This is a genomic window from Streptococcus mitis (genome assembly GCF_000960005.1).
Lineage (GTDB): Bacteria > Bacillota > Bacilli > Lactobacillales > Streptococcaceae > Streptococcus > Streptococcus mitis_CK.
Genome location: NZ_JYGP01000001.1, coordinates 159,139 through 182,868, shown reverse-complemented (window position 1 = coordinate 182,868; position 23,730 = coordinate 159,139). Strand labels below are relative to the sequence as shown.

The following is a 23,730-nucleotide window of genomic DNA, read 5'->3' as shown; positions in this document are numbered from 1 at the left end:
TCTTCGAAAATCTCTTCAAACCACGTCAGCGTCGCCTTACCGTACTCAAGTCCAGCTTGCGGCTAGCTTCCTAGTCTGCTAGTTTGCTCTTTGATTTTCATTGAGTATAACGATAGTCCTATCATATCACTCAAAACGCCTTTCGTCTAATATGTTTTTTTAAAGTCCGTGATAAATATTTTTTATGAACAAGAAAAAGCTGCCCAAAGGGACAACTTTTTCTTATTCAAAAACAAATTGATTGTGATAGAGTTCTGAGTAGAATCCACCTAGTTTCAAGAGTTCATGGTGGTTACCGCATTCAATGACTTCTCCATCTTTAAGGACAATAATCTGATCAGCATTGAGAATGGTCTTCAAACGGTGGGCAATGACGAAACTAGTTCTACCTGCTACAACCGCCTCCATGGCATGCTGAATCTTACTTTCTGTCACCGTATCTACGTTCGAAGTGGCTTCATCTAGAATGAGAACTTCTGGATCTGTCATCAGGGTTCGAGCGATAGAAATCAATTGTTTCTGTCCTGTTGAAAAGATGCTCTGGTCATCATCTATAAGAGTATCGTACTTATCAGGTAAGCTTTCGATATAGTCGTGAATGTGGGTTGCCTTGGCTGCTACCTCAACCATTTCTTGACTAGCATCTGGCACACCGAAACGGATATTGTCTCGAATCGTTCCGCTAAATAAGACCGAATCCTGCAAAACAATTCCCACCTTGCTTCTAAGACTATCTAAATCATAGTCACGGATGTCTTTGCCGTCAAAATAAATACCACCAGCATCAACATCATAGAAGCGATTGATAAGGTTCATAATAGTCGTTTTCCCTGACCCTGTCGGACCAACAACTGCTGTCATCTGGCCTTTAGGGGCAGAAATGCTAACATCTTTCAAAATAGGTTTATCAGGCAAGTATGAAAAATCAATATGACTGATTTCAACACCTTCTTGCAACTTAGTGAAGATTGGAGCCTTTTCAGATCGGATTTCTTCCTCTGCGTCAAACATTTCCTGAATCCGTTCAGCCCCAGTAAAGGCTAACTGAAGGCTTCCCCAACTAGCTGCAACTTGGATAATAGGCTGGTAGTACTGCTGTGAAAATTGGGCAAACATAACAATCAGACCTAGGGCTGTACTAGTTTCAATAGACTTATCATTCAAAAGTACAGTTGAACCAGCAAAGATGACGATGGCTGTGTTAACCAAGCTCATCCCATTCATAACAGGGAAAAGAATTCCTGAGAACATTCTTCCTTTAAAGGTTGCCCTGCGTACGCGCTCATTTTGTTCAAGAAATCCTGCCATCATATCCTCTTGAATTCCTTGCACAATCACGGCTTTTTGGCCTGAGATACTCTCATCCATATAGGCGTTGAGCTTCCCTACCTCTTTCTGCTGGAGGTTGGTGTATTTGCGTGCCATTTTTACGATGAAAATTAGCATGAGGAAGGCCACTGGTGTGCTGGCAATGGTGATGAGGGCCAGCGTCACATTCCTCGAAAACATGACAAGAATCAGACCGATATATAAAACAATATTGCTCATGACCTGAATCAAACTTTCGTTAAAGGCTTGGAGGATATTATCCAAATCACTGGTAAAACGAGACAAGATATCGCCATCTTGTCGGCGGTCAAAGAAAGAAACCGTCAAGCGAGCAAGCTTACCGAAGAGGCCTTTGCGCATCTCGTTTGTCGACTCTGCAATCACGCGCGTCATGAGACACATGTATATCACACTAGAGATAAATAGAACTAAAACCAGCAGGCCAAGATTGACCATGATTCCTGATAGGCTTTGCCAAATAAGTTCTGGATTGCCATTTTGATAAGCTTGAACTAAATTAGCTAGCTGCGTCACTGCTTGTCCAGAAAAGACCGGAAAGAGGGCTTGGGCAAGAGTTGCCAGAACAATCATCAGGATAACAACTACAAATGATAACTTATAGACTTTAAAATAATTCCAAAAAAATTGAACTGTCTTCATTTTACTCCTCCTTTCCTTTCTGTGTTTCATAGATTTCACGGTAAACGGCATTGTTGGTAACCAAGTCTGCATGCGTACCTTGACCAATCAATCGTCCTTGATCTAGAACCAAGATTTTATCTGCATGAACAACCGAGCTAATCTTTTGAGCGATGATAATGGTTGTTGTTCCCTTCAAGTCCTTATTCAAGGCTTCTTGGACCAGGCGCTCTGACTTGGCATCCAAGGCCGAGGTTGAATCGTCAAAAATCAGAATACGCGGATTGCTGACAATTCCACGAGCAATCGACATCCTTTGCTTTTGCCCACCAGAGAAATTGGTTCCCCTTTCCTCAACTGGACTTTCAAAGGTTTTCTCCATACGATGAATGAATTCACTAGCCTGGGCAATATTAGCTGCGCGTTCCATTTCAAATAGAGTAGCATCTCCCTTACCCTGTCTCAAGTTGTCTGCAATCGTTCCACTGAAGAGAATGGCACGTTGAAGAACGATAGAAACTGTTTTACGCAGGGTTCCTTCACTCACTTCGCGAATATCCTTGCCTCCGATTTTGATAGCCCCTTCCTGTGGGTCAAAGAGACGTGGAATCAATTGAGCCAAGGTTGATTTTCCTGCACCAGTCGCTCCAACTACACCAACCATTTGACCAGGTTCAATAGTAAAGCTCACATCTTTCAGCATCGGTTCCTTGTCCATTGGATAGGTAAAGGTCACATTTTCAAAGCTAAGACTTCCGACCAACTCTTCATCTGGGACTTCCTTGAAGGTCATGGCTGGCTCTGCGTCAAGAATTTCTCGAATACGACGCATAGAAATCATAGCACGACTGACAGAATTTCCCAAAAATCCAACCATGACAATGGTAAAGATAATCTGGCTTAGGTAATTGACAAAGGAAGCAATGGAGCCAACAACTGACGGATCCGACTGAACCATTCCTGCAACTAGCCAAATAGAGAGGAAAACCGTCCCGTAGCCGACTAACATCATAAAGGGTTCCACTACTGAAAAGGCATAACCAATGTAAAGGTTTTGACCAAGAAGCTCGTCTGAGACCTCTGTAAACTTAGCAAACTGCTCTTTTTCTTGGACAAAGGACTTGACCACGCGAACGCCACGCAGATTTTCCTTGGCAATGGCATTGATGCGTTCAAGCAGGGTTTGAAACTTGGCAAAACGAGGCCCCATCATACCCATCATGACAGCAGTCAAACCAAAAATCAAGACTACCATGAGAACAATCACCCACCACAGAGAAGGTAGGGTTTGAACCGCCAAGATAAACGAACCGATGAACAAGAGGGGAAGTCTGAAAAGAATTTGGAAGGTCATCATGACGACGTTCTGAATCTGGTTGATATCATTTGTCATGCGAACGACTAGATTTCCCGCATTAAATTGTTCAATATTAGCATAAGAAAAAGTTTGGATTTTACGGAAGGCATCCTCTCGAAGGTCAGATGAAACTCCTTGGGCAATATAGGATGCAAGGACAACATTGAGCCCACCAGCAACCAGACCGACCACGGCCACACCAATCAACCAAGCCCCTATACTATAGATAGCTTCATATTTCCCAGCAAGGAGAGCGTCTAACACTTCCTGCAGATAACGCGGTTGCAGAAGTGAACTAGCAACCATCAAGCCTGTCATCAGGAGCGAAGCCAAGGCCTGCCACTTGTAGGTTTTTATTTTCTGAATCAGCATACTTTCTCCTTAAAAAATAGACAAAAGGGAGCGACAATGCGTCAGCTCCTTCTCATTCTGTTTGTGTGATGTTATTCTAGCAAAAAAGTGGGAACTTGTCAAAGAAGTCTCCTTGATACAGCTAGAATGACTAGTAATTTTCTCTTTATAGTTTCTGTTTTAACTCGACCAAGACATTCATAGCTTGCATGGGTGTCATGTTGTAAATGTCCAGTTTAGACAATTCTGCTAGGACAGGATGCACTGCAGGCGTGTCAAAGAGTGAAATTTGTTCTGAGACAGTACTTGTTTGCCTCATGGGAGCAGGACTTTCTGTCTCTTGATTCTCTAACTGAGTCAAAATCTTATCCGCCCTTGCTAAAAGGTCTGCTGGCAAGCCAGCAATCTTGGCAACATGGATACCATAGGACTTATCAGCTGGACCTGGTTCAATCTTGTGAAGGAAGGTAACCTGCCCATCCTGCTCTAAAGTTGCCACGTGAACATTGACCAAATGTTCCAAGCTGGACTCCAGACTAGTCAACTCATGGTAGTGGGTCGCAAAGAGGGTCTTGGCTCCGATATGTTCATGGATGTATTCGATGATGGACTGGGCAAGAGCCATCCCATCATAAGTTGCAGTTCCCCGTCCCAATTCATCAAAGAGAATGAGAGAGTCCTTGGTCGCATGCGAAATGGCATTATTGGCCTCCATCATCTCTACCATAAAGGTTGACTGACCCGAAACCAAGTCATCTGCTGCTCCGATACGGGTAAAGATTGCATCAAAAATCGGTAAATGGGCGCTTTCTGCTGGCACATAAGAACCCAACTGAGCCATAACCGCCGTCATGGCTAACTGACGCATGTAGGTTGACTTTCCGCTCATATTGGGCCCTGTAATCAGTTGAATACTGGTATCTTCTGCCATCTGAATCGTATTGGGAATATAGGTCTGAGCCCCCATAACCTTTTCAACGACAGCATGGCGCCCTTTCTGGATATCAATTTGTGAATCGTCACCAAACTCAGGTCGAATCAAATGCTGGGTCTCAGCCACAACTGCTAGACTCTGTAAGACATCAACCGTCGCAATTCCTTGAGCTAAAGCTTGTAAACGCTGAATGTACTTACTGACCTCTTCACGAATGCGCATAAAGATTTCGTATTCGAGGTTAGCTGACTTCTCACGCGCCTCCAGCATATCTCCCTCGATACGGGCCAATTCTTCGGTTCCAAAACGTTCTGAGTTTTTCAGCGTCGCCTTGCGGAAAAAGTGAGCAGGCACATTTCCCAGTTGCGAATTGGTCACATGGAAATAATAGCCATCTTTTTTATTGTAGTCAATCTTAAGCGTGCTGATACCAGAGTTTTCTCGCTCCTTAGCCTCAATCTCAGCAATCCAGCTAGTCCCTTCTCTGAGAACGCGACGGTACTTGTCTAAAGTCTCATCAAATCCAGTTCGGATAATACCACCTTCTGTAATCACATGAGGAGCTTCAGGAGCAATCGCTGCGCTAATCAAACTCTCCAACTCAGGGATTCCATCCAGTTGTTCGATAAGATAGGCTAGAGCAGGTTGCTCCATCCCTTCTAAAATCGCACGAATCCGTGGCACACTGGATAAGGTGGTCGCCAACTGCAAGAGATCCTTGGGATTGGTTTTGCCAAAAGAAACACGACTAGCCAAGCGTTCGATATCATAGACACCCTTGAGGCTGTCTGTCAAATCACTGCGCTCAAAGAAATGATCGAGAAAGACCTGCACCACTTCTTGACGTTGGATAATTCGTTCCTTATCAATCAAGGGGCGATGAATCCAAGACCGCAAGAGACGCATTCCCATAGCCGTTTTGGTTTCATCCAAAAGCCAGAAAAGACTGCCTTGCTTCTTGCCCGAACGAGCATTCTCAACCAAATCCAGACTAGCCTTGGTCGCATAATCCATCTGCAAGAAATCCTTGATTTCATAGCGGATAACAGGCTTGAGGTGGTTCAATTCCCTCATCTGAGTCCGATGAACATACTGGAGTAGCTTACTAGATGCCGCTTGCTCCACAGGTGCCAATCGTGAATCCAGTAAATGAAGGTCTTCAAAACCTTCTTTTTCATAGGAAAGCACCAGATTCATCTGACGGCTAAGGATTTGTTCTTCTTCCTCGGACAAGTCATAACCCAACACCACTTCTCGAGCCTTGAGGTTACGGATTTCCCCACAAACCAACGTGAAATCCAAAAGACCTGTCACATAAAAGTCACCCGTCACTAGGTCCATATAAGCTAGACCAAACTGATTGTCCTCACGGTCTATAGCAACCAAGAAATTGTTCTGACTGTCCGGCTTACTGCTATCGACCACTGTCCCTGGCGTAATGACCTGAACAACCTCTCGTTTAACAACCCCAACTGCTTGTTTAGGATCTTCCATCTGCTCTGCAATAGCAACTTTATAGCCCTGCTCAATCAAGACATCGATATACTGTTGGGCAGAATGATAGGGAACACCCGCCATAGGAATCGGATTGTCGGCATTCTTGTTGCGACTCGTTAAGGAAATTTCCAGAATCTGCGCAGCATTGACCGCATCCTCATAAAATAATTCATAAAAATCACCCATCCGAAAGAGCAAAAACGCATCTGGATATTGCTTTTTAATATCCACATACTGTTGCATGCCGGGTGATAGCTTTTCTGTCGCCATTGTCCGTCTCTCCTTGTCAAAAATAAGTCTTGAGAGCAACTCTCAAGACCTTACTTATCTTTCATCAAATCTAGCAAACGATCTTCCATGAGTTTGGCAACGTGCTGGTCTCGACAAATGACCAATAAGGTATTGGCACCAGCAACTGTTCCTAAAATCCATTCATCCTTGTTTGCATCTACAATATTTGCCAAAACAGAGGCTTCTCCCAATTTAGTATGAAGTACCAAGGTAAACTCTGCTCTTGCAACACCTTCTAAATGATGAGACAAAAATTCCACCAAATCAATCTTTTCTGTCTCATTTGCTAGTACATAATACACCATATCATTTTTCTTGACCTTGGTCAAGCCGATTTCGCGCAAATCACGAGACAAGGTTGTCTGCGTCACAAAGACATTGTGTGCCTCCAACCGATCTTGAATTTCTTTTTGTGTACTTAATTTCTCCTCAGTAATCATTTTTTTTATTAACTGATGACGATCTCTTTTTCTCATAAAATCCTCTTATATGCATATTTATAACTATTTTTATAACTATATTATACCAAAAAAATAGGAGATTTCAAAAATTTTTTCTTCTTTCTTTAAAATTGTGATAAAATAGTAGAAAAGTCCAAAAAGGAGCTCTTAATGAATACAAAAGAATTGATTGCTAGCGAATTGGCTAGCATCATTGATAGCCTGGACCAAGAGGCTATTTTAAATTTACTGGAAACCCCTAAAAACTCAGAAATGGGAGACATTGCTTTCCCTGCTTTTTCACTTGCAAAAGTCGAACGTAAAGCACCTCAAATGATCGCGGCTGAACTGGCTGAAAAAATTAACAGCCAAGCCTTTGAAAAGGTTGTCGCAACAGGACCTTACGTTAACTTTTTCCTTGATAAATCTGCCATTTCTGCTCAAGTATTGCAAGCTGTTATCACTGAAAAAGAACACTATGCTGACCAAAATATTGGCAAACAAGAAAATGTTGTTATCGACATGTCTAGTCCCAATATCGCTAAACCATTTTCTATTGGTCACCTACGCTCAACTGTTATCGGAGATAGCTTATCACATATTTTCCAAAAAATCGGTTATCAAACGGTTAAGGTCAACCATTTGGGAGACTGGGGTAAACAGTTTGGGATGTTGATTGTTGCCTACAAAAAATGGGGCGACGAAGAAGCTGTAAAAGCTCATCCAATCGATGAACTTCTTAAACTCTACGTTCGTATCAATGCTGAAGCCGAAAATGAGCCTAGCTTGGATGAAGAAGCGCGCGAATGGTTCCGTAAACTTGAAAATGGAGATGAAGAAGCTCTCGCTCTTTGGCAATGGTTCCGTGATGAAAGTTTGGTGGAATTTAACCGCCTTTACAATGAATTGCAAGTCGAATTTGACAGCTATAACGGGGAAGCCTTCTACAACGATAAAATGGATGCAGTTGTAGACATTCTTTCTGAAAAAGGTCTTCTTGTTGAATCAGAAGGTGCCCAAGTTGTGAATCTTGAGAAATATGGAATTGAACATCCTGCCCTCATCAAGAAATCTGATGGAGCAACTCTCTATATCACACGTGACTTGGCTGCAGCCCTTTACCGTAAAAACGAATACCAATTTGCTAAATCTATCTATGTCGTTGGTCAAGAGCAATCTGCCCACTTTAAACAGCTCAAAGCTGTCTTGAAAGAAATGGGCTACGACTGGAGTGACGACATTACCCACGTTCCTTTTGGTTTGGTTACAAAAGAAGGGAAAAAACTCTCTACGCGTAAAGGGAATGTCATCTTGCTAGAACCTACTGTTGCAGAGGCTGTTAGTCGTGCCAAAGCCCAAATCGAGGCTAAAAATCCTGAACTTGAAAACAAAGACCAGGTAGCGCATGCTGTTGGGGTTGGAGCCATTAAATTCTATGACCTCAAAACCGACCGTACAAATGGATACGACTTCGACTTAGAGGCTATGGTATCCTTCGAGGGTGAAACTGGACCTTATGTTCAATACGCCTACGCTCGTATCCAATCTATCTTACGCAAAGCGGATTTCAAACCAGAAACAGCTGGCAACTATAGCTTGAATGATACTGAAAGCTGGGAAATCATCAAACTCATCCAAGACTTCCCACGTATTATCAACCGTGCGGCGGATAACTTTGAACCTTCTATCATTGCTAAATTTGCAATTAGCCTGGCTCAAGCCTTTAACAAATACTATGCACATACGCGCATCTTGGATGAAAGCCCAGAACGCGACAGCCGTCTAGCCCTTAGCTACGCAACAGCAGTCGTTCTCAAAGAAGCCCTTCGCTTGCTTGGAGTAGAAGCACCTGAGAAGATGTAAATCGCCAAAGTTACTTGATTGCAAAGCAATCTAAGTAACTAACGCCAAATCCTATCAGGGATTTGGCTAGGCGCTTCACTAGTTCTGGGACATAAATATTATCGATTTATGTTCCAGAACGTCGTAACCAAAGATACTTGTCTAAACGCTTTACTAATTCATCTAACCCAATAATATCGATTTGGTTTGGTTCATGTCGTAATCTTTTAATTACTTGATTGTAAAGCAATCTAAGTAACTGACGTCCAATCCTATACGGGATTTTGTTTAGAGGTCTATCAAAAATCTTATCAAGTTTTGCTGACTTGTTCTGCTATTTTAGGTCCACTAAATCGATTTATTCACTACTACTTCTTTATCATACAAGGAGATATCCTATGAGCCAATATGCTTATATCCTCGTTGTGATTAGCTTGGTTTTCCTTTTTCTGCTTAATAAGTACGAGAAGGAGAGACTACAAAAACTCTACCAAGAACAACTTTTAAAGGATGAAACATTTAGGACTGATATCAAAGAGAAAATTCACACGACTGAAAATATCAATGATGTCATTGCTTACATCAATAAAACTTATCATCTGGGAATGTTGCTATCAAAAGACATTACAGATCAATTGAAATAAACCTAGCTATTCTTTAAGGAATATCAAAACCGGGACTAAGAGTTTAATACTTAGCCTCGGTTTTTATATATTTTTCAAGCAACAAAGCCACCACTCCCCCAGCAATGCAAGTGCAAAATCCTCTAGAATATGATAGAATAATGAAAAGGACTCTATTAAGGAGGAAATCATGGAAAAACAAACCGTCGCCGTCTTGGGACCTGGTTCTTGGGGAACGGCCCTTTCACAAGTCTTAAATGACAATGGACACGAGGTACGTATTTGGGGAAATCTGCCTGAGCAAATCAATGAAATTAATACCAATCATACTAACAAACACTACTTTAAAGATGTCGTTCTAGATGAAAATATCATTGCCTACACCGACTTAGCAGAGGCATTGAAAGATGTAGATGCGATTTTGTTTGTTGTCCCAACAAAAGTGACACGACTTGTTGCCCAGCAAGTTGCACAAACCTTGGACCATAAGGCTATCATCATGCACGCATCAAAGGGATTAGAACCTGATAGCCATAAACGATTATCAACCATCCTTGAAGAAGAAATTCCTGAACATCTCCGCAGTGATATTGTCGTTGTTTCAGGACCTAGTCATGCGGAAGAAACCATTGTGCGTGACCTGACCTTAATCACTGCTGCTTCTAAAGATTTACAAACAGCTCAATACGTTCAGGAACTATTTAGTAATCACTACTTCCGACTTTATACCAATACGGATGTTATCGGAGTCGAAACTGCTGGTGCTCTTAAAAATATTATTGCTGTCGGTGCTGGAGCTTTACATGGTTTGGGATTTGGTGACAATGCCAAGGCAGCCATCATCGCTCGAGGCTTGGCAGAAATTACCCGCCTAGGAGTAGCACTCGGTGCCAGTCCATTGACCTATAGTGGCTTATCTGGTGTGGGAGATTTGATTGTAACGGGAACCTCCATCCACTCTCGTAACTGGAGAGCTGGCGATGCTCTCGGACGTGGAGAATCCCTAGCTGATATCGAAGCCAATATGGGCATGGTAATCGAAGGAATCTCAACGACTCGAGCAGCCTATGAACTAGCGCAAGAACTTGGAGTCTATATGCCCATTACACAAGCCATTTACCAAGTTATTTACCACGGAACCAATATCAAAGATGCCATTTATGACATCATGAACAATGAATTTAAAGCAGAAAATGAGTGGTCTTAACTCTCTAAAGAAAGGATTCTTATGACATCAAAAGTTAGAAAGGCAGTCATCCCTGCCGCTGGACTCGGGACTCGATTTTTACCAGCAACCAAAGCACTTGCTAAAGAAATGTTGCCAATTGTAGATAAACCAACTATCCAGTTTATCGTGGAAGAGGCTCTCAAATCAGGCATTGAAGATATTCTGGTTGTCACTGGTAAATCAAAACGTTCTATTGAAGACCACTTTGACTCAAACTTTGAGCTTGAGTACAACCTCAAAGAAAAAGGCAAACACGACTTGCTAAAATTGGTAGACGAAACAACTGGTATGCGCCTTCATTTCATCCGCCAAACTCACCCTCGTGGTCTTGGAGACGCTGTCTTACAAGCCAAAGCTTTTGTAGGAAATGAACCTTTTGTTGTTATGCTGGGTGATGACCTTATGGACATTACTAACGACAAGGCTATCCCATTGACAAAACAACTGATGAATGATTACGAAAAGACACATGCATCAACCATTGCTGTCATGCCCGTACCACACGAAGACGTTTCATCATATGGAGTTATCGCTCCTCAAGGTGAAGGGATTAATGGTCTCTACAGTGTCGAAACTTTCGTTGAAAAACCAGCTCCCGAAGATGCACCAAGTGATTTAGCAATTATCGGTCGCTATCTTCTGACACCAGAAATTTTTGATATCCTCGAAAAGCAAGCTCCTGGTGCTGGAAATGAAATCCAGCTTACCGATGCTATCGATACGCTTAATAAAACACAACGTGTTTTCGCCCGTAAATTTACAGGAGCTCGTTACGACGTTGGGGATAAGTTTGGCTTTATGAAAACATCTATTGACTACGCCCTCAAGCACTCACAAGTCAAAGATGACTTAAAAGATTACCTCATCCAACTGGGAAAAGAATTGGCTGAGAAGGAATAACATAATCATTTATATAAAAGAAGAACTAGGATAATGAGGCATCCTAGTTCTTCTTTTATGTATCAAAATTAGCCGCACATAAATTAAGTAAATTCTCTACTTGAATCTAGTTATTTCATAAAAACTAATGAAAGCGCTGTACTTGCATTTGTTTTTTCATTAAAATAAGAGTAGAATAAATTAGTATAGTAAAACAAAAAAGCACCGAATCGGTGCGCACTTTTTCAAGTTGTGTACGGACAAAGCCTTATTTTAACTTTGCTGTGTTGTTTCGAATAGTTCCAACGATTTCATTGTACTATACTTATTAAATATTATCAAGTGAAATGTAAATTATTTTACAGATAAAACAAAAAGCTAGTTTATTATCATTTGAAACAATACAGTTCTAAAACTAAAATACAACCCCTTACTAATTCTAACAAATTTCCACAAATATATCATTCGTTTTATTGAAATTATCATTAGAAATGCTATAATGTATTTATAGTTGTATTTTAAGGAGATTATTTTGAAAAAGTTCAAATTTACTAAAGATAATTTAGCTATCCTAACTGAAGTAGTAAAGTTTATGAAAGATTGCGTTGATTTAATCAAAGCTCTCATTTTATATTTTTTTTTAAAATTATAATTTAATACAAAGGAGGTTTATAACTATATGAACAATAACAATTACTCTATCGGACTCGATATCGGAACAAACAGCGTCGGATGGGCCGTCATTACGGATGACTATAAGGTGCCATCGAAAAAGATGAAAGTTCTAGGCAATACAGATAAACACTTTATCAAGAAAAATCTAATTGGAGCTTTATTATTTGATGAAGGAGCTACTGCTGAAGATAGACGTTTCAAACGAACAGCACGCCGTCGCTATACTCGTCGAAAAAATCGTCTTCGCTATCTTCAAGAAATCTTTTCTGAGGAAATGAGCAAAGTGGATAGTAGTTTCTTTCATCGATTAGATGACTCATTCTTAGTTCCTGAGGATAAAAGAGGAAGTAAATATCCTATTTTTGCTACCTTGGCAGAAGAAAAAGAATATCACAAGAAATTTCCAACTATCTATCATTTGAGAAAACACCTTGCGGACTCAAAAGAAAAAACTGACTTGCGCTTGATCTATCTAGCATTAGCGCATATGATTAAATACCGCGGACATTTTTTGTATGAAGAATCTTTCGATATTAAAAACAATGATATCCAAAAAATCTTTAGCGAGTTTATAAGCATTTACGACAACACCTTTGAAGGAAGTTCACTTAGTGGACAAAATGCACAAGTAGAAGCAATTTTTACTGATAAAATTAGTAAATCTGCTAAGAGAGAACGCATTCTAAAACTCTTTGCTTATGAAAAATCCACTGATCTATTTTCAGAATTTCTCAAGCTGATTGTAGGAAATCAAGCTGATTTTAAGAAACACTTTGACTTGGAAGAAAAAGCTCCACTACAATTCTCTAAAGATACCTATGATGAGGATTTGGAAAACTTACTCGGACAAATTGGAGATGACTTTGCAGACCTTTTCCTAGTTGCTAAAAAACTCTATGATGCCATTCTTTTATCAGGAATCTTAACTGTTACAGATTCTTCAACTAAGGCCCCACTATCAGCATCTATGATTGAGCGCTATGAAAACCACCAAAAAGACTTAGCGGCTTTAAAACAATTCATCCAAAACAATCTTCAAGAAAAATATGATGAAGTTTTCTCTGACCAATCTAAAGATGGGTATGCTAGGTATATCAATGGCAAAACCACTCAAGAAGCATTTTACAAGTACATCAAAAATCTTCTCTCTAAATTCGAAGGATCAGATTATTTCCTTGATAAAATTGAACGTGAAGATTTCTTGAGAAAACAACGCACCTTTGATAATGGTTCTATCCCTCATCAAATTCATCTTCAAGAAATGAATGCCATTATCCGTCGGCAAGGAGAACATTATCCATTTCTGAAGGAATATAAAGAAAAGATAGAGACAATCTTGACTTTCCGTATTCCTTATTATGTTGGCCCATTGGCTCGTGGAAATCGTAATTTTGCTTGGCTTACTCGAAACTCTGACCAAGCAATCCGACCTTGGAATTTTGAAGAAATTGTTGATCAAGCAAGCTCTGCGGAAGAATTCATCAATAAGATGACTAACTATGACTTGTATCTGCCAGAGGAAAAAGTTTTGCCCAAGCATAGTCTCTTGTATGAAACATTTGCTGTCTACAATGAATTAACAAAAGTAAAATTTATTTCAGAGGGATTGAGAGACTATCAATTCCTTGATAGTGGGCAAAAGAAGCAAATTGTCAATCAATTATTCAAAGAGAAAAGAAAAGTAACTGAAAAAGACATCATTCAGTATCTACACAATGTTGATGGCTACGATGGAATCGAACTAAAAGGAATTGAAAAACAATTTAACGCTAGTCTTTCTACTTATCATGATTTACTCAAAATAATCAAGGATAAAGAGTTTATGGATGATCCTAAAAATGAAGAGATTCTTGAAAATATCGTCCACACACTAACTATCTTTGAAGATCGTGAGATGATCAAGCAACGCCTTGCTCAATATGCCTCTATCTTTGATAAAAAAGTGATCAAGGCACTGACTCGTCGACATTATACTGGTTGGGGAAAACTCTCTGCTAAGCTAATCAACGGTATCTGTGATAAAAAAACTGGTAAAACAATTCTTGACTACTTGATTGATGACGGCTACAGCAATCGTAACTTTATGCAGTTAATCAATGATGACGGGCTTTCCTTCAAAGATATTATTCAAAAAGCACAAGTGGTTGGTAAGACAAACGATGTGAAGCAAGTTGTCCAAGAACTCCCAGGTAGTCCTGCTATTAAAAAGGGAATTTTACAAAGTATCAAGCTTGTCGATGAGCTTGTCAAAGTTATGGGCCATGCTCCCGAGTCCATTGTGATTGAAATTGCACGAGAAAATCAGACAACTGCCAGAGGGAAAAAGAATTCTCAACAAAGATATAAGCGCATTGAAGATGCACTAAAAAATTTAGCACCTGGGCTTGATTCAAATATATTAAAAGAACATCCAACAGATAATATTCAACTTCAAAATGACCGTCTCTTCCTTTACTATCTCCAAAATGGGAAGGATATGTACACTGGAGAAGCTCTTGATATCAACCAACTGAGCAGCTATGACATTGACCACATCGTCCCACAGGCCTTTATCAAGGATGATTCTCTTGATAACCGTGTCTTGACTAGTTCAAAGGATAATCGTGGGAAATCCGATAATGTTCCAAGTTTAGAAGTCGTTCAAAAAAGAAAAGCTTTTTGGCAACAATTACTAGATTCCAAATTGATTTCAGAACATAAATTTAATAATTTAACCAAGGCTGAACGTGGTGGGCTAGATGAGCGAGATAAAGTTGGCTTTATCAGACGCCAACTAGTTGAAACACGGCAAATCACAAAACATGTTGCTCAGATTTTGGATGCCCGTTTTAATACAGAAGTGAATGAGAAAGATAAGAAGAACCGTACCGTCAAAATTATCACTTTGAAATCCAATCTAGTTTCCAACTTCCGTAAAGAATTTAAGTTATATAAGGTACGCGAAATCAATGACTACCACCATGCACATGATGCCTATTTAAATGCAGTGGTGGCTAAGGCTATCCTTAAGAAATATCCTAAACTAGAGCCTGAATTCGTCTATGGTGACTATCAAAAGTACGATATTAAGAGATATATTTCCAGATCCAAAGATCCTAAAGAAGTTGAAAAAGCAACTGAAAAGTATTTCTTCTACTCAAACTTGTTGAACTTCTTTAAAGAAGAGGTGCATTACGCAGACGGAACCATCGTAAAACGAGAGAATATCGAATACTCTAAGGACACTGGAGAAATCGCTTGGAATAAAGAAAAAGATTTCGCTACAATTAAAAAAGTTCTTTCACTTCCGCAGGTGAATATTGTGAAGAAAACAGAGATTCAAACACATGGTCTAGATAGAGGTAAACCTAGAGGATTGTTCAATTCCAATCCATCTCCTAAACCTTCAGAAGATCGTAAAGAAAACCTTGTCCCAATTAAACAAGGGCTTGACCCACGAAAATACGGTGGTTACGCTGGTATTTCTAACTCATACGCGGTCTTAGTTAAAGCTATTATTGAAAAAGGAGCGAAAAAACAACAAAAGACCGTTCTTGAATTTCAAGGTATCTCTATTTTAGATAAAATAAATTTTGAAAAGAACAAAGAAAACTATCTTCTTGAAAAAGGATACATAAAAATTCTATCAACTATTACTTTACCTAAATATAGTTTGTTTGAGTTTCCTGATGGTACAAGAAGAAGACTAGCAAGTATTCTATCGACAAACAATAAACGAGGAGAAATTCATAAAGGTAATGAATTGGTCATCCCTGAAAAGTATACGACTCTTTTGTATCATGCTAAGAATATTAATAAAACACTTGAACCAGAACACTTAGAGTATGTTGAGAAACATCGAAATGATTTTGCTAAACTTTTAGAATATGTACTTAACTTTAACGATAAGTATGTAGGCGCATTAAAAAATGGAGAAAGAATCAGACAAGCATTTATTGATTGGGAAACAGTTGATATTGAAAAGTTATGTTTCAGTTTCATTGGTCCAAGAAATAGTAAAAATGCTGGTTTATTCGAGTTAACTTCACAAGGAAGTGCTTCTGACTTCGAGTTCTTGGGAGTAAAAATTCCACGATACAGAGACTATACACCTTCGTCACTCCTCAACGCCACCCTCATCCACCAATCCATCACTGGTCTTTACGAGACTCGGATTGACTTAAGCAAACTGGGAGAAGACTGATGGGATGGAGAACCGTTATAGTCAATACGCACTCTAAACTCTCCTACAAGAACAACCACTTGATTTTTAAAGATGCCTCTCGGACAGAGTTGATTCACCTATCCGAGGTGGACATCCTGCTTTTGGAGACGACGGATATCGTTCTCTCCACTATGCTAATCAAACGCTTGGTAGATGAAAATATTCTGGTCATCTTTTGTGATGATAAACGCTTGCCAACGGCATACTTAATGCCCTATTATGGTCGACACGATTCCAGTTTACAACTCTCTCGTCAAATTGCTTGGAATGAAGATGTAAAGGCGGAAATCTGGACAACCATCATTGCACAAAAGATTCTCAATCAGGCTTTTTATCTGGGGAGTTGTGGTTTTCTGGAAAAGAGCCAGTCCGTCATTGATCTCTATCATGGGTTGGATTTGTTTGATTCTAGTAACCGTGAAGGGCACGCAGCTCGGATTTATTTTAACACCTTGTTTGGAAATGATTTTAGTCGTGAGCAAGATAGTGATATCAATGCTGCCTTGGACTACGGCTACACCTTGATTTTGAGTATGTTTGCGCGTGAGATTGTTTTGTCTGGCTGCATGACTCAGTTTGGCTTGAAACATGCCAATCAGTTTAATCAATTCAACCTAGCTAGTGATATTATGGAGCCTTTCCGTCCGATTATTGACAGAATTGTCTATGAAAATCGAAACAGTTCTTTTGTCAAAATCAAACGAGAACTTTTTACTATTTTCTCAAATACCTTTCACTACAATGGTAAAGATATGTACCTGTCCAATATCATCAGTGACTATACTAAGAAAGTCATCCAAGCTCTCAATCAACCTGAGAAAGGAGTTCCTGAGTTTAGGATATGAGTTATCGATATATGCGTATGATTTTAATGTTCGATATGCCAATTGATACCGTAGAGGAACGCAAGGCCTATCGGAAATTTCGGAAGTTCCTCATAGATGAGGGATTTATCATGCACCAATTCTCCATCTATAGCAAGCTCTTGCTCAACAACTCTGCTAATAACGCCATGATTGAGCGACTCAAGACTCATAACCCTAAAAAGGGGAACATTACTCTCTTAACCGTTACAGAAAAGCAGTTTTCTCGTATGATTTACTTAAATGGAGAGCGGAATACTAGTGTAGCAAACTCCGACGCACGCTTGGTCTTTCTAGGAGAGGAGCCTAGAGATGAAGATTAATTTCCCACTATTGGATGAACCATTAGCTATTGAAAATGCAACTTTTTTAGTGTTGGAAGACCAGTTTACCTTTTCAACTATCATCAAGCAATTCTACCAATATACTGATGATGGGGAGTTGAAGTTGTTTGATAGAAATCTAAAAGCTCTGAAAGAATCTGAGTTACTAGTGATAACGGATGTCCTAGGATACAATCTCAACTCACCTGCCATGCTCAAGCTGATACATGCTGATTTAGAGAATCAACTCAATGACAAGCCCGAAGTCAAGTCCATGATTGAAAAGTTGGTTGCTACGATTACAGAATTGCTGGCATTTGAGTGTTTGGAAAACGAGTTAGACCTAGAATATGATGAAATTACCATTCTAGAGTTAATCGATTCACTTGGTGTCAAAGTCGAAACCCTGAGTGATACCCCTTTTGAAAAGATGCTAGAAATTGTCCAGGTTTTTAAGTATCTTTCTAAAAAGAAACTCCTTGTTTTCATCAATGCATCCGCCTATCTATCAAAGGATGAGTTAGTAAATTTGATAGAGTATATCCAACTCAATCAACTGTCCGTCTTGTTTGTTGAGCCTCGGAAAATCTACGATTTTCCCCAGTATGTATTGGATCAAGACTATTTCTTGAACCCTGAAAATATGGTATAATAAGAGTAACAATTGGGACCTGACGAGCTGAAGTCTGGCTGGGACAAATGGCGCGATTACAAAATTTCGTGAGAAAAATTTTTCTACGAGGTTTTAGAGCTGTGTTGTTTCGAATGGTTCCAAAACCGTTGTTGATTTCATCGTATACGAGAACAAGTTTTAGAGCTGTGTTGTTTCGAATGGTTCCAAAACATAAGCGTAAAGCTTTAGATAAACACTCTACGTTTTAGAGCTGTGTTGTTTCGAATGGTTCCAAAACAATTGTTTTAGTATGCGCCTGATTACCGTCGTTTTAGAGCTGTGTTGTTTCGAATGGTTCCAAAACAAGTTCCACTTCTTGTCAATCTCTGTGTATGTTTTAGAGCTGTGTTGTTTCGAATGGTTCCAAAACCACAATTCACATCCGTGTTGTTTCGATTCAGTTTTAGAGCTGTGTTGTTTCGAATGGTTCCAAAACGTTCCGCTCTATCAAAGTTTCTAGTGATGGGTTTTAGAGCTGTGTTGTTTCGAATGGTTCCAAAACAGCTTGCCGAATGGAACGTTGAGTTACTTTGTTTTAGAGCTGTGTTGTTTCGAATGGTTCCAAAACGCAAGTAGAACGAAATATTCCTAAGAAATAGTTTTAGAGCTGTGTTGTTTCGAATGGTTCCAAAACAGACGTCCATAGTTCCCCTCGTTATTGGTTGTTTTAGAGCTGTGTTGTTTCGAATGGTTCCAAAACTTCATTCTCAAATCGCTCTACCAATTTCTCGTTTTAGAGCTGTGTTGTTTCGAATGGTTCCAAAACTGCAGATAAGATATTTCCACCTCGTCTAAAGTTTTAGAGCTGTGTTGTTTCGAATGGTTCCAAAACCGGTGGCGGAGGCAAAGGTGGTAAAGGAAAGTTTTAGAGCTGTGTTGTTTCGAATGGTTCCAAAACAATCCTAGGAGAACTCAAGGATGAGCAAACGTTTTAGAGCTGTGTTGTTTCGAATGGTTCCAAAACGAGTCAGCAGTACAGCAAGTTACAGCTAGAGTTTTAGAGCTGTGTTGTTTCGAATGGTTCCAAAACTATCGGAGAGTGGTTTTCTGGTGTATTCCAGTTTTAGAGCTGTGTTGTTTCGAATGGTTCCAAAACATAGTCAACCGCTTTTCCTCAAATAGAGGTGTTTTAGAGCTGTGTTGTTTCGAATGGTTCCAAAACCTTGACAACCCAACAGAGAGAGGGCTTGCGGTTTTAGAGCTGTGTTGTTTCGAATGGTTCCAACTCACATTAAAAGCTACTCATTTTTTAAGTAGCTTTTTTCTTATTCAAGTTTACATATTAGTCGTCAAAACCCCATTCCCCTGTAGAGAAGCAAGACTGCCAATCCTACGAATAACACTACCGCTCCTAACCTCTGGCTGCTACTATACATCCGTCTTTCTCCTCGGACTGGAAAGATAATTGCTAGAAATGCTCCACCAACTGCTCCCCCGATATGGCCTGCTAGGCTGATTCCTGGAATCAGAACACTTCCAATAATGTTAACCACAAAAAGTGTCAGATAAGATTGCCCTAGCTGTTGGATATAAGGATTACGCGTTGCATAGCGAAGAATGATAATCGCAGCAAATAGCCCATAAAGAGAGGTAGAGGCTCCTGCTGCTAAGGATTTGGGACTAAATACAAAAACAAAGAGATTGCCCATCATTCCTGATAAAAGATAGAGAAAGAAAAACTTCTTGGATCCGAAAATTTCCTCTACTTGCCTACCAAGATAATAGAGCGAAAGCATATTAACAATGAAATGCTCCCACCCAATATGAACAAAAATGGCAGAAAAGAGACGCCAAATCTGCTCAGGAAAGAGGCGAATAGCTGGTCCATACATAGCTCCAAATCGAAATAATGTGTCTGCCCTGTCAAAGTTTCCGCCTGTGCTCACCAACATTAGTAGAAATACCAAGGCCGTCACTAAGAGAAAGAAACTCGTCACAGGGTAACGTCTATCAAAGATTTCCTTCATCAATCAGTACCTCCTGAACAGGAATATCATGATTTTCAGAGATAAAGTCCTGAATTTGACAAGGATAAACCGTACTCAAAGTATGACCAGAAAAATGTTCCAGATAGCGGTCATAATAACCTCCACCGTATCCAATCCGATATCCTTCCGTCGTAAAAGCCAGACCAGGAACATGAATCAAATCAATCTGAGAAGCATCCACTACTTCCAAATCTCCCTGTGGTTCCAGTAATCCAAAGGAAGTTTTTACCAACTGCTGTGGATCATAGACCACAAAGTCCATGCGCCCCTTGGGATAGGTTTTGGGTATCAGAACCTTCTTGCCGTCCTTCAGCGCCTGCTCAATCAGTTCCTGCGTTTGAAACTCATGAGAAAAAGAAAGATAGGTTGCGATGACCTCGGCTTCTTGGTAAAAGGGGTGTTGTAAAAGTCGCTCAGTTAAAGCTTGGTCTATAAACTGTTTTTGCTCTCGAGATAAAGCCTTCATTTCTTGTAAGACTTGCTTCCGTAATTCCGATTTCATAGACAACCCCTCTACTCTGCTGCCTTCTTTTTCAGGAAACTAGAGACCGCATCCACCCCAATAGCTAATGCCTCTTCCTTGGGACTCATCTGAGGGTGATGAAGGGCGTAGGGACTATCGATACCTAGCCAAAACATAACGCCATTAACCTTTGAAAGGAGATAACCAAAGTCCTCACCTGTCATAGCAGGTTCGATATCAATCAGCTCGATTCCCTCTTTTTCTTCAAAGAAATTCATTAGTTCACGCGCCAAGGCTGGATTGTTCTCAACAGGCAGGTATCCACCTTGTTTGAGTTCCACTTCGACTTCCATATCAAAGGCTGCTGCAACTCCTTCTGCAACTGTTTTGACCCGCTTTTGCACCAAGAGACTCATGTCCTGTGTCAAAGCCCGAATAGTTCCATGTAAAAAGGCTGTGTCTGTGATGACATTGTTGGTTGTTCCGGCTTGGAAAAGACCAAAGGTCACCACTGCTCCCTCGATTGGGTTGACATTGCGGCTGACAACTGACTGCACCTGGGTCACAAAGTAACTAGCCGCCACCAAGGCGTCATTAGCTTCATGTGGAAAGGCTGCGTGTCCCCCTTTGCCTTTGAAACGGATCTTCACCTCGCAAGTACCTGCAAAGAGTGTATGAGTATTGGTCGCAATCTGGCCAACTTTTAAATCTGGACGTACATGGAGGCCATAAAATTGATCTGGTAACCAATCTCCAAAAGCGCCATCCTCATACATGAGCATACCACCAGCTTCATTTTCTTCAGCAGGTTGAAACAGAAAGAGCAGATTGTTCTTTGGTTGCTCCTCAAGGGCTCGCTCAAGACAGCCCAAGGCAATAGTCATGTGGAAATCATGTCCACAGGCGTGCATGCGACCTTGGTGCTGAGAAGCAAAAGGAAGGCCTGTTTGTTCAACGATAGGCAGACCATCAATATCTGTCCGCCAACAAATGGTCCGCTCCGGCTGACTTCCCTGCAAATAGACCAAAATCCCTGTCCGCCAAGTTCGAACTTGGACAAAATTCTTACCCGCAGTCAATTTCTCAATCACATCCAACAGATAAGCTTGAGTCTTGAACTCCTCCAAGCCAATCTCTGGAATCTGGTGCAAATCTCGTCTAGTCTGAATCAAATCTAACATCTATCTATCCTCCGATATAGCAGAAAGAGGCTGGAAGAAGGGTTCCGCCTCTTTATTACTTTTACAATTATAAGGTACGAAGCGCATCCTCTAGCGCTGTTTTTTGTTGGGTTTGGGCATCAATCTCTTTGATAATACGAGCTGGAACACCTGCTACTACCACATTTTCTGGGACATCTTGGGTAACAATAGCTCCTGCTGCGACAACTGAACCACTACCGATTTGGACTCCTTCGATAACCACTGCGTTGGCACCGATGAGAACATTATCTCCAACACGGACTGGTTCTGCGCTAGCTGGCTCAATCACACCTGCAAGAACGGCACCTGCACCAACGTGGCTGTTTTTCCCCACGATAGCACGGCCACCAAGGATAGCACCCATGTCAATCATGGTTCCTGCACCAATTTCAGCACCGATATTGATAACCGCTCCCATCATGATAACAGCATTGTCACCAATTTCAACCTGATCACGGATAATAGCACCCGGCTCAATACGAGCATTGATAGCACGTTTATCTAGCAAAGGAACTGCAGAATTACGAGCGTCTTGCTCAACAACATAGTCTTGGTTTTCTACCAAACCATCGAGAAGCGGAGCCACATCTTTCCAGTCTCCAAATAGGACATTCCCTAGTTTGACAACAGAGCTTGGTACAGCAGTTGCGAGTTGTCCCTCAAAGGTTACTTTCACACTGGTTTTCTTTTCAGCATTGGCGATAAATTGGATAATTTCTTGAGCGTTCATTTTTGTAGCAGTCATAGGCGCCTCCTAGTTCATTTTAATGATACCTATTCTACCAAAAAAGGCCTCAAATTTGAAGCCTTTTTGTTTGTTTTTAGGTATGATTTTTAGGGATGTGAGATAAAACGTGCTGTCGGTAAAAGCAAGCCCCTACCGATACAACCTAAAAACACTCTTCACAACTATCTCCCCGTGTTTTATTGACTATTCTAGTATAGCACACTTTTAGAATTAAGAAAAGACTTTTTATTCACTTTCTTTCGCTTCTTCTACCGATAGGAAAATCATGGGCAAAATAATCAAGGCCATAGCTAGAAGAAGGGACCAATCCACTACCAAGCCTAAAAATAAAACACTCAAAAGGGCAGAAGAGAGAGGTTCACTGGCACTGATAACGGAAACCACCAAAGGAGAAACCAAGGAAACAGCCTTCATGGAAATAAAAAAGGCAAAAGCCGTCCCAAAGAAAGCGATAATGAGACAAATCAAGATACTCCAAATATCAAGAGTAAAGGAAAGCTGATAAACCGGCGAGAGGACATTGCTAAATAAACCGGCCAAAATCATCCCCCACCCAACGGTGGGAACAAAACCATAACGCTTAGCAAAAGGCTGAGGTAGGATAACATTAAACATAACCCCCATGGCACTCAGCAGACCTGTTATAAGAGCTAGCGGCGTCATGGATAATTGAGAGAGATCTCCCTTTGTCGCCATCAGGCAAACGCCCAGCATGGCAATCAAAACATAGAAAATAGCACTTTTTGACGCTCGTTTTTTATAAATTAAGCGATTGTAAAAGAGGATAAAGACAGGGCTAATAAACTGTAAAATAGTTGCTGTCGCTGCATTTGAATATTCTACGCAGAGGTAGAAAAAATACTGGACTGAAAAAATCCCCAAAATAGCATAGGCCAAAAAGGGCAGGTAATTTTTCTTATCTCGCCAAATATCTAGCACTTGCGATTTTAATTGCATCGCAGACCAAATGAGCACAAGACTCCCTGCTAGTGTCAAACGCATAGAGGTAATCCAGCCAGAGGATACTTGATAATGAGTAAAGAAATACTCTCCTAGAATCCCACAAATTCCCCAGATTAAGCCGGATAGGAGCGAATAAATGGTTCCTTTAACAATCTTTTTCTGATACTGATTCATACCTTTATTGTAACACGAAAGGAAAAAAGAAAAAAGTGGCAATC

Annotated in this window: 17 protein-coding genes and 1 CRISPR repeat array; of the genes, 8 read left to right on the top strand and 9 right to left on the bottom strand. The window is 40.5% G+C overall.

Annotated features, from left to right (window positions below; translation table 11 throughout):
* Positions 1 to 222: 222 nt before the first annotated feature.
* The 4 genes from patB to argR form a co-directional block, all read right to left on the bottom strand.
* On the bottom strand, positions 223 to 1,989 hold the full coding sequence (gene patB, locus TZ90_RS00875; protein WP_045610968.1) for a multidrug efflux ABC transporter subunit PatB: 1,767 nt from the start codon (positions 1,987 to 1,989) through the stop codon (positions 223 to 225).
* Between the two features lies 1 nt (position 1,990).
* A complete protein-coding gene (gene patA / locus TZ90_RS00870) occupies positions 1,991 to 3,697 on the bottom strand; it encodes a multidrug efflux ABC transporter subunit PatA (RefSeq protein ID WP_045610966.1) in 1,707 nt (568 codons plus the stop codon).
* A 145-nt stretch (positions 3,698 to 3,842) separates the two neighbouring features.
* On the bottom strand, positions 3,843 to 6,377 hold the full coding sequence (mutS, locus tag TZ90_RS00865; protein WP_045610964.1) for a DNA mismatch repair protein MutS: 2,535 nt from the start codon (positions 6,375 to 6,377) through the stop codon (positions 3,843 to 3,845).
* A 50-nt stretch (positions 6,378 to 6,427) separates the two neighbouring features.
* Positions 6,428 to 6,874 (bottom strand): arginine repressor, encoded by a 447-nt coding sequence (gene argR / locus TZ90_RS00860; protein ID WP_001231476.1) that lies wholly within the window; start codon positions 6,872 to 6,874, stop codon positions 6,428 to 6,430.
* Positions 6,875 to 7,009: 135 nt separating this feature from the next.
* Here argR and argS point away from each other — a divergent pair, with 135 nt between their 5' ends.
* From argS to csn2, 8 genes are all read left to right on the top strand, one after another.
* Positions 7,010 to 8,701, top strand: coding sequence for an arginine--tRNA ligase (gene argS / locus TZ90_RS00855; RefSeq protein ID WP_045610963.1), 1,692 nt, complete (start codon positions 7,010 to 7,012; stop codon positions 8,699 to 8,701).
* Positions 8,702 to 9,078: 377 nt separating this feature from the next.
* Positions 9,079 to 9,324, top strand: coding sequence for a hypothetical protein (locus TZ90_RS00850; protein ID WP_000084858.1), 246 nt, complete (start codon positions 9,079 to 9,081; stop codon positions 9,322 to 9,324).
* 169 nt (positions 9,325 to 9,493) lie between these two features.
* Positions 9,494 to 10,510: an NAD(P)H-dependent glycerol-3-phosphate dehydrogenase gene (locus tag TZ90_RS00845; RefSeq protein WP_045610961.1), complete on the top strand. Its 1,017-nt coding sequence runs from the start codon at positions 9,494 to 9,496 to the stop codon at positions 10,508 to 10,510.
* Positions 10,511 to 10,531: 21 nt separating this feature from the next.
* Entirely contained in the window at positions 10,532 to 11,431 is a 900-nt protein-coding gene (gene galU, locus TZ90_RS00840) for a UTP--glucose-1-phosphate uridylyltransferase GalU (protein ID WP_045610959.1), read from the top strand.
* Positions 11,432 to 12,089: 658 nt separating this feature from the next.
* Positions 12,090 to 16,268, top strand: coding sequence for a type II CRISPR RNA-guided endonuclease Cas9 (gene cas9, locus TZ90_RS00835; RefSeq protein WP_045610958.1), 4,179 nt, complete (start codon positions 12,090 to 12,092; stop codon positions 16,266 to 16,268).
* Positions 16,265 to 17,134 carry a type II CRISPR-associated endonuclease Cas1 gene (cas1, locus tag TZ90_RS00830; RefSeq protein WP_200893272.1) on the top strand — a complete coding sequence of 290 codons (870 nt, stop codon included), beginning with the start codon at positions 16,265 to 16,267 and terminating at the stop codon, positions 17,132 to 17,134. Before cas9 ends, cas1 begins: the two co-directional genes overlap by 4 nt.
* Positions 17,131 to 17,475 (top strand): CRISPR-associated endonuclease Cas2, encoded by a 345-nt coding sequence (gene cas2 / locus TZ90_RS00825; protein WP_045610955.1) that lies wholly within the window; start codon positions 17,131 to 17,133, stop codon positions 17,473 to 17,475. Before cas1 ends, cas2 begins: the two co-directional genes overlap by 4 nt.
* Complete coding sequence (gene csn2, locus TZ90_RS00820) at positions 17,465 to 18,127, top strand: type II-A CRISPR-associated protein Csn2 (protein ID WP_000700132.1); 663 nt, start codon at positions 17,465 to 17,467, stop codon at positions 18,125 to 18,127. Before cas2 ends, csn2 begins: the two co-directional genes overlap by 11 nt.
* 90 nt (positions 18,128 to 18,217) lie before the next feature.
* Positions 18,218 to 19,376: direct repeats of the CRISPR family, unit length 36 nt; unit sequence GTTTTAGAGCTGTGTTGTTTCGAATGGTTCCAAAAC.
* 61 nt (positions 19,377 to 19,437) lie between these two features.
* Here the strand turns inward: csn2 and TZ90_RS00815 are convergent.
* The 5 genes from TZ90_RS00815 to TZ90_RS00795 form a co-directional block, all read right to left on the bottom strand.
* A complete protein-coding gene (locus TZ90_RS00815; protein ID WP_045610953.1) occupies positions 19,438 to 20,115 on the bottom strand; it encodes a rhomboid family intramembrane serine protease in 678 nt (225 codons plus the stop codon).
* A complete protein-coding gene (locus tag TZ90_RS00810) occupies positions 20,099 to 20,638 on the bottom strand; it encodes a 5-formyltetrahydrofolate cyclo-ligase (RefSeq protein ID WP_045610951.1) in 540 nt (179 codons plus the stop codon). Before TZ90_RS00810 ends, TZ90_RS00815 begins: the two co-directional genes overlap by 17 nt.
* A gap of 11 nt (positions 20,639 to 20,649) precedes the next feature.
* A complete protein-coding gene (locus tag TZ90_RS00805) occupies positions 20,650 to 21,780 on the bottom strand; it encodes an N-acetyldiaminopimelate deacetylase (protein WP_045610949.1) in 1,131 nt (376 codons plus the stop codon).
* Positions 21,781 to 21,847: 67 nt separating this feature from the next.
* The gene (gene dapD / locus TZ90_RS00800; protein WP_000127460.1) at positions 21,848 to 22,546 is read right to left on the bottom strand and encodes a 2,3,4,5-tetrahydropyridine-2,6-dicarboxylate N-acetyltransferase; all 699 of its coding nucleotides are present in this window, start codon (positions 22,544 to 22,546) and stop codon (positions 21,848 to 21,850) included.
* Between the two features lie 228 nt (positions 22,547 to 22,774).
* Positions 22,775 to 23,686, bottom strand: a complete 912-nt coding sequence (locus tag TZ90_RS00795; RefSeq protein ID WP_045610948.1) for a DMT family transporter — start codon at positions 23,684 to 23,686, stop codon at positions 22,775 to 22,777.
* Between the last annotated feature and the right edge of the window lie 44 nt (positions 23,687 to 23,730).

What these genes read in the sequence shown, in the direction of transcription:
- patB (WP_045610968.1), bottom strand. Translation starts at nt 1,989, where the DNA reads ATGAAGACAGTTCAATTTTTTTGGAATTATTTTAAAGTCTATAAGTTA.
- patA (WP_045610966.1), bottom strand. Translation starts at nt 3,697, where the DNA reads ATGCTGATTCAGAAAATAAAAACCTACAAGTGGCAGGCCTTGGCTTCG.
- mutS (WP_045610964.1), bottom strand. Translation starts at nt 6,377, where the DNA reads ATGGCGACAGAAAAGCTATCACCCGGCATGCAACAGTATGTGGATATT.
- argR (WP_001231476.1), bottom strand. Translation starts at nt 6,874, where the DNA reads ATGAGAAAAAGAGATCGTCATCAGTTAATAAAAAAAATGATTACTGAG.
- argS (WP_045610963.1), top strand. Translation starts at nt 7,010, where the DNA reads ATGAATACAAAAGAATTGATTGCTAGCGAATTGGCTAGCATCATTGAT.
- TZ90_RS00850 (WP_000084858.1), top strand. Translation starts at nt 9,079, where the DNA reads ATGAGCCAATATGCTTATATCCTCGTTGTGATTAGCTTGGTTTTCCTT.
- TZ90_RS00845 (WP_045610961.1), top strand. Translation starts at nt 9,494, where the DNA reads ATGGAAAAACAAACCGTCGCCGTCTTGGGACCTGGTTCTTGGGGAACG.
- galU (WP_045610959.1), top strand. Translation starts at nt 10,532, where the DNA reads ATGACATCAAAAGTTAGAAAGGCAGTCATCCCTGCCGCTGGACTCGGG.
- cas9 (WP_045610958.1), top strand. Translation starts at nt 12,090, where the DNA reads ATGAACAATAACAATTACTCTATCGGACTCGATATCGGAACAAACAGC.
- cas2 (WP_045610955.1), top strand. Translation starts at nt 17,131, where the DNA reads ATGAGTTATCGATATATGCGTATGATTTTAATGTTCGATATGCCAATT.
- csn2 (WP_000700132.1), top strand. Translation starts at nt 17,465, where the DNA reads ATGAAGATTAATTTCCCACTATTGGATGAACCATTAGCTATTGAAAAT.
- TZ90_RS00815 (WP_045610953.1), bottom strand. Translation starts at nt 20,115, where the DNA reads ATGAAGGAAATCTTTGATAGACGTTACCCTGTGACGAGTTTCTTTCTC.
- TZ90_RS00810 (WP_045610951.1), bottom strand. Translation starts at nt 20,638, where the DNA reads ATGAAATCGGAATTACGGAAGCAAGTCTTACAAGAAATGAAGGCTTTA.
- TZ90_RS00805 (WP_045610949.1), bottom strand. Translation starts at nt 21,780, where the DNA reads ATGTTAGATTTGATTCAGACTAGACGAGATTTGCACCAGATTCCAGAG.
- dapD (WP_000127460.1), bottom strand. Translation starts at nt 22,546, where the DNA reads ATGACTGCTACAAAAATGAACGCTCAAGAAATTATCCAATTTATCGCC.
- TZ90_RS00795 (WP_045610948.1), bottom strand. Translation starts at nt 23,686, where the DNA reads ATGAATCAGTATCAGAAAAAGATTGTTAAAGGAACCATTTATTCGCTC.